General features: G+C 74.0%; 6 protein-coding genes. 2 read left to right on the forward strand and 4 right to left on the reverse strand.

Annotation, left to right across the window (positions count from 1 at the left end; genetic code table 11):
• Positions 1-54 precede the first annotated feature (54 nt).
• Entirely contained in the window at positions 55-213 is a 159-nt protein-coding gene (locus tag L7D48_RS24220) for a hypothetical protein (RefSeq protein ID WP_237882462.1), read from the reverse strand.
• A 223-nt stretch (positions 214-436) separates the two neighbouring features.
• Between L7D48_RS24220 and L7D48_RS24225 the strand changes: the two genes are divergently transcribed.
• A complete protein-coding gene (locus L7D48_RS24225; protein ID WP_237882464.1) occupies positions 437-1,465 on the forward strand; it encodes a LacI family DNA-binding transcriptional regulator in 1,029 nt (342 codons plus the stop codon).
• Positions 1,466-1,516: 51 nt separating this feature from the next.
• Positions 1,517-3,043, forward strand: a complete 1,527-nt coding sequence (locus L7D48_RS24230) for an oxidoreductase (protein ID WP_237882466.1) — start codon at positions 1,517-1,519, stop codon at positions 3,041-3,043.
• Positions 3,044-3,278: 235 nt separating this feature from the next.
• On the opposite strand, the gene L7D48_RS24235 is transcribed toward L7D48_RS24230, so the two are convergent.
• From L7D48_RS24235 to L7D48_RS24245, 3 genes are all read right to left on the reverse strand, one after another.
• Positions 3,279-4,832 carry an oxidoreductase gene (locus L7D48_RS24235; RefSeq protein ID WP_237882468.1) on the reverse strand — a complete coding sequence of 518 codons (1,554 nt, stop codon included), beginning with the start codon at positions 4,830-4,832 and terminating at the stop codon, positions 3,279-3,281.
• A gap of 100 nt (positions 4,833-4,932) precedes the next feature.
• Positions 4,933-5,562: a dihydrofolate reductase family protein gene (locus tag L7D48_RS24240; RefSeq protein ID WP_237882470.1), complete on the reverse strand. Its 630-nt coding sequence runs from the start codon at positions 5,560-5,562 to the stop codon at positions 4,933-4,935.
• A partial coding sequence (locus tag L7D48_RS24245; RefSeq protein WP_237882472.1) for an SRPBCC domain-containing protein occupies positions 5,559-6,080 on the reverse strand: 522 nt, incomplete at its 5' end. The genes L7D48_RS24240 and L7D48_RS24245, both read right to left, overlap by 4 nt.

The raw sequence follows: 6,080 nt of genomic DNA on the forward strand, positions 1-6,080 counted from the left end.
GCCCGGGGGCGAGGCCGTACCCGGGGGCGGCGGGCCGGGCAGGGGCGGTACCTCTCAGTGGCGTCCCGGCCCCCGGCCGCGCAGCCTGCTCAGGGCCTGCTTGGCCTGGGCCCGCTTCCTGGGGTCGGACGCCATCCTCTTGGCCTTCGCGGTCATTCGGCGACCCTGCGGGGTACGGGCGAACATGGCGATCTTGCTCAGAATGCCCGGCACGGTTCCTCCAGCTGTTCACGGGTGCCCGCCGCGGCGAGCCGCACCCTTTGCGCTCGGTTGTCCTCTTCGCCTCCTACCCCGGCGGGCGCGGGTGATGTGCGGGCCCTCCCCGGGGCCGGGCCGGGACCTTCGGCCGGCCTTCGGAACGCGTGTTCCGGGCGTGAGCGGGCCGCTCTAGGATGAGCCCCGGTTCGCCGGCGACCGCGGGCGGGAGGGAGAAGCGGTGAAGCGTCCCACGATGGTGGACATCGCCCGCCGTGCGGGGGTCACCAAGAGCGCGGTGTCCTTCGCGCTCAACGGCCGCCCCGGGGTGTCGGAGGCGACCCGCGCCAGAGTGCTCGCCATCGCGGAGGAGCTGGGCTGGCAGCCCAACAGCGCGGCCAGGGCCCTCTCGGACGGCAGGGCCGGCGCCTTCGGGCTGGTGGTGGACCGCCCGGCCCGCTCCCTGGGCATCGAGCCGTTCTTCATGCAGCTGGTCTCCGGCATCCAGGGCGAGCTGTCCGGGGACGGCACCTCCCTGCTGTTCACCGTCGCGCCCGACACGGACGCCGAGACGGCCACCTACCGGGCCTGGTGGGCCCAGCGCAAGGTCGACGGCGTCTTCCTGGTCGACCTGCGGGTGGACGACCCCCGGATACGCGCACTGGAGGAGCTGCGCCTGCCCGCCGTGGTGATCGGCGCACCCGTCGGCACCGGAAGCCTGCCCGCGGTGTGGAGCGACGACGCGGCCGGGGTGCGCACCGCCATCGCCCACCTCGCCGACCTCGGGCACCGCTCCATCGCCCACGTCACCGGGCCAGCCACCCTGCGACACACCCTCCTGCGCACCGAGGCGTTCGCCGCCGCCACCGCCGAGCGCGGCGTCACCGGCCGGAGCGTGGAGGCCGACTACAGCGGCGAACAGGGCTGCGCCGCCACCCGCGCCCTGCTGGAGGGCGAGGACCGCCCCACCGCGATCCTCTACGACAACGACGTGATGGCCGTCTCCGGCCTGAGCGCCGCGCAGAGCCTGGGCGTCCGCGTCCCCGCCGACGTCTCCCTGGTCGCCTGGGACGACTCGCCGCTGTGCCGGCTGGTCCACCCCGGACTGACCGCGCTGCGCCGCGACATCGCCGCCTACGGAGCCCTGGCCGCCCGCCGGCTCAGGGACGTCGTCGCCGGTCACCGCGTCGAGCACCGCCGGGCTCCCGACCCCGCCCTGACCGTCCGCGCCAGTACCGCCGCCCCCTCCCGCGACGCGGCGACGCTTTAGCCCCGCCCGGTACGGGGCGGCCGGGCGGGAGCAGATCATTACTCTTTACGGGTGCTGCCGTACGCCGACCTGACCCCGCCGGAACGTGAACTGTGGGACGCCTTTCCCGAAGGGCGCCCAGTGGACCTGCGTACGGGCACATCCGGGCCGGACACCCCCGACGCGGGTGCCCGGCAAAGCCCCGGGCACCCGATCCGCGCGGCGGTCGTGACGGCACTGCTGCTCGGCGCGAACCAGGAGGAGCGCCCCGGAGCCGTCGCGGCCTTGCGCCTCGCCGGTGCGCGGATCACCGGCCGCCTCGATCTGTCCGGAGCGGAGATCCCCCACATGCTGTCGCTGGAGGACTGCGGGCTGGACGAGGGGATCGGTCTGAGCGGGGCCACGACACGAACGATCCGGATCACCGGCAGCCGGATCCCCGGAATCGATGCCGAACTCGCCCGGATCGAGGGCGATCTGGACCTGCGCCGGTCGGTCGTCGAGGGCGGCCCCCTCATCCTCGTCAACGCCCGTGTGACCGGAAACCTGCTTCTGACGGACGCCGGTGTATCCGGCCCGGGGGAGTGGGCGGTGCTCGCGGGCGGCCTCGGGGTGGAGGGCGGCTTCTTCGGCGACCGGCTCACCACCCGGGGCGGACTGCGGTTGCCCGGAGCACGGTTGTCCAGCGGCCTGTTCCTGCGGGGTACGCGGCTGGAGAACCCCGGTGGCGTCGCGCTCGCCGCCGGCGGCGTGGCAGCCCCGGCAGTGGACTGCTCCCGCGGATTCACCGCGCGAGGGGCTGTGCGGCTGCGGAACGCCCGGGTGGAGAACCTGCTGACCTTCGAGGGAGCACACCTCGACGGGAACGGCACAGCTCTGGACTGCGCGGCGATGCAGGTGGGGGAGTTCGACCTCAGGCCGGCCGTACCGCCCTCGGGAACCGTGGACCTCCGGTTCGTGCAGGCGGCCTGGTACCGGGACAGTGAGCGAAGCCGGCCGGAGGAAGTACTGCTGGACGGGTTCACGTACGGCTCCATACGCTTCGAGGAGACCACGCCGGAGTCCGGCGGGTGCGCGGGGGGAGACGGAACGCCCGCGGGGGACGAGGTGGCGCGCAGGCTGGCGTGGATCCGCCGGAACCCCGGATACGCCCCGCAGCCCTACGAACAACTCGCGGCCTGGTACCGGCGGATCGGCCACGATGGTGACGCGCGCCGGGTGCTCCTCGCGAAACAGCGCCACCACCACCGCACGCTGCACCCGGCCGGGCGTATGTGGGGCCTTCTGCTGGACGCCACCGTCGGCTACGGCTACCGCCCGTGGCTGGCCGGCGTCTGGCTCCTCACGCTGGCCCTGCTCGGCACGCTCGTCTTCGGGGCCGGCTCCCCCTCACCGGTGAAGCCGGGGGAGGGCGCCCCCTTCCAGCCCCTGGTGTACAGCCTCGACCTGCTGATCCCCATCGGCGGTCTCGGCCAGCGCAGCGGCTGGTACTGGACGGACGGCGCCTGCCGGTGGCTGGCGTACGCGCTGACCGCCGCGGGCTGGGTGCTCTCCACCACCGTTGTCGCGGGCGTGACCCGGACCCTGCACAGGAACTAGTGCCGCGTCAGCCAAGGTCTTTCCGGTGGCGAGGTGCCCTGGTGCCGGGGCCTCCCCGGGCCCGCAGGGCCGGGGGGACGCGATCGCGAGGCGGCCGGAAGCCGCATGCGGTTGTCCTGCCCGGGCTTCCGGCCAACGCGGCATGGGGGCACCCCCGGCCGGAGGCTGGGGGAGCGCGTGCCCTGTGACGTCTCCCGTCGTCCCGCACTCCAGGCGCAGCAGGCCGTTCGGGCCACTAGTTCTTCTGCAGGGCGCGGGTGACGCCCGCGATGACGGCGGTCGTCAGTACCCAGCCGAAGGCGACCAGCAGGTACGCCAGCCCCTGCACGCCGGCCTCCGGCCAGTACCAGGCCGTGCGCTGGCCCAGGTTGCCGATGGGGATCAGCAGGTCGAGTGTGTAGACGAGGGGATGGAACGGCGCGCCCTCGTCCCGCTTGACCGGCTCGGGCGAGTGCGCGGCGAAGGACAGGGTGCCCAGCAGGGTCAGTGCGAGGAGCCAGACGCCGGCCAGCCACGGGCGGTAGCCGTAGCCGACGGTCACATCGAGCAGGTGCCCCCATGCGCGCGCGGCCGGGTGGAGGGTACGGCGCCGGTGACGCTGCTTCGCCAGGAGGACACGGCGGGCATCGTCGTCATGGCCGGCCTTCCGGTACCAGCCCGCCAACTGCTCGTAGGGCTGCGGGCTGTAGCCCGGGCTGCGTCGTATCCACGCCACACGGCGGGCCACGGAGTCCCGGTGCCCCACCGCCTCCCGCCGCCGGCCGGTCCCGCCCGCCCTGATGGAGCCGTAGACGAAGCCGTCCAGCTCCACCACGTCCGGCCAGCTGTGGTCGCCGTCGTGGAGGTAGGACACCTGTGCGCCCCGTAGGTCCACGGTGCCGGACGGCGGTCGGGCGAGGGTGAGGTCGAAGTCGGCGGCCTGCGCCATCATCGCGACCAGAGCCGGGCCGCCACCGGGCGGCCCGTTCAGGACGGCCCCCTCGAATGTCAGCCTGTCCGTGACCTGAGCGCCGCGCAGCCGCACGGTCCCGCCCGCGGTGAACCCGCCGGAGAAGTCGAGTGTCGAGGCCGCGGCGTTGTCCAGGGCGAGTACGGCCCCGCGCGGAGCGGGGCTTTCCAGCAGGGCACCCCGCATGTGCAGTCCGCCCGGCAACTGCGCTCCCATGAGGCGGACTTCACCGTGCGCGACGAATCCGTCCTGGCAGTAGACGCCGCCCTCCGCGACCAGTCCGCCGGCGGACACCGCCCACTCACCGGGTGCGGCGATCTCGGCACCACCGAGGTTGACGGCGCCGCTCACATGGGCGTTGATGAGCGACAAGGCGGTGGCCCTGCGGTGGAAGGGCGAGGCGGGGCCGCGCTCCAGGCGGGAGCGCCGCAGGTCCAGACGCCCGTCGACACGGACCATCCCGGCTTCCAGCCCGGGCACCCGGCTGCCCGTGATCGCGATCGACCGGGCCGACGCACCGGAGAGATCCACGCCCTCCTCGAACCAGCATTCCTCGAGCCAGAGGGCGTGAGCGACCTGGGCACCGGCCAGGTTCAGGTGCCCGGACACCCGCGCCCCGGCGAGCCTCAGGCACGCGACGGTGCCTTGCCGCGCGGCGTTCGCGTTCAGGAGGAGTGCCGCGATCACGGCGGCCCGGACCGTCCGTTCACGGCCCCACCGCCCACCCTCGGTGACACGGTCGTCCCCGGGCGCACCCGTGCGCAGGTCCACACGGCGCCCCTCGGGGAACGCGTCCCACAGCTCGCGCTCCGGTGAAGTCAACTCGTCGTAGGAGAGCACTCGTGCAGAGTAGTGATCGCCCCGGGCGCTCACACCGCCCACCGCGGCGATGGTGTCGGGCCCGGGGACCGGTCCGCGGATACCGGTCGTGCCCGCCGGGCTACCGGACGAAGGCGGTGACGCCCTCGTACGTGCCCTGTGGCGCCTCGCCCGTCGTCTCGTACTCCAGGAGCAGCAGGCCGTTCGGCGTCGCCTCGTGGCGGGTCAGGCGGAGACCGAAGGGGGCGCCGGGGCCGGACATCAGGCGGCGGCCGGCCCTGAGCACCGTGGGCGCGACCACGAGGCGGAGCGTGTCGACCAGGCCCGCGGCCAGCAGCGCGTCCCCCAGGCGGGCGCTGCCGTGGACCTGGATCTCCCGCCCCGGCCGCGTCCTGAGCTCGGCGACCGTGCGGAGCGGATCGCCCCTGAGCACGGTCGTGGGGTGCCAGGTCCCCTCGGTGAGGGTGTTGGACACGACGTACTTCGGCAGTGTGTTCATCCGCTCGGCGAACGGATCGGCCGGGTCGGTGATCGCCGGCCAGTCGCGTGCGAACGCCTCGTAGGTGCGCCGGCCCAGCAGCAGGCCGTCGGCGAGGTCGAGCCACTCGGAGGCGCGCCGGACGAACGTCCCGTCGATGTGGGGCACGAGCCAGCCGCCGCGGCCGAAACCGCCGCTGGTGTCCTCGTCCGGCGAGCCGGGCCCCTGGCTGACCCCGTCGAGCGTGGTGAAGGCGGTGACGGCGACCCTCATCGCGGAGCCCGCCGCGTGACCGTGCTCTCGGCGAGGGCGGCCAACTGGTCGGCGACCGAACCCCAGCCCTCGGCGAAGCCGAGCTTCGCGTGACGGGCGCGGGCCTCCGGGTCACCGTGCCGCACGACCATCCGGTAGTCGGTGCCCTCCGGGTGATCGGCCAGTGTGATCGTGGCGGTCATCGCGACCGGGGCGGGATCCGCAGGGCGCCAGGCGCTGTCGACCGCGTTGGTGAACACGATCCGGTGGAGTTCGTCGACGGCGAGGAAGCACGCGTCCAGGTGCGGGACGAACCCGGCCCCGTCCTCGCTCAGCCGTGTCACGAACGCACCGCCGGGCCTGGGCTCCAGATGGTCCACCCGGCAGCGGGCCGGGGCAGGGACCCACCACCGTTCGAGCCGGGAGGGGTCAATCCAGGCGCGCCAGACGGTCGCGCGCGGCGCCCGGATGATCCGCGCCAGGGCGAGATCGAGATCGGGGTCGAAGGCGGGACCGGGGTCGGGGCCGAATACGGGGCC

The organism is Streptomyces sp. ICN903, from assembly GCF_022015835.1.
Classification (GTDB): Bacteria; Actinomycetota; Actinomycetes; order Streptomycetales; family Streptomycetaceae; genus Streptomyces; species Streptomyces fenghuangensis.

Excerpts from the sequence above, each read along its gene's own strand:
- L7D48_RS24240 (WP_237882470.1), bottom strand. The coding sequence starts at position 5,562 with ATGAGGGTCGCCGTCACCGCCTTCACCACGCTCGACGGGGTCAGCCAG.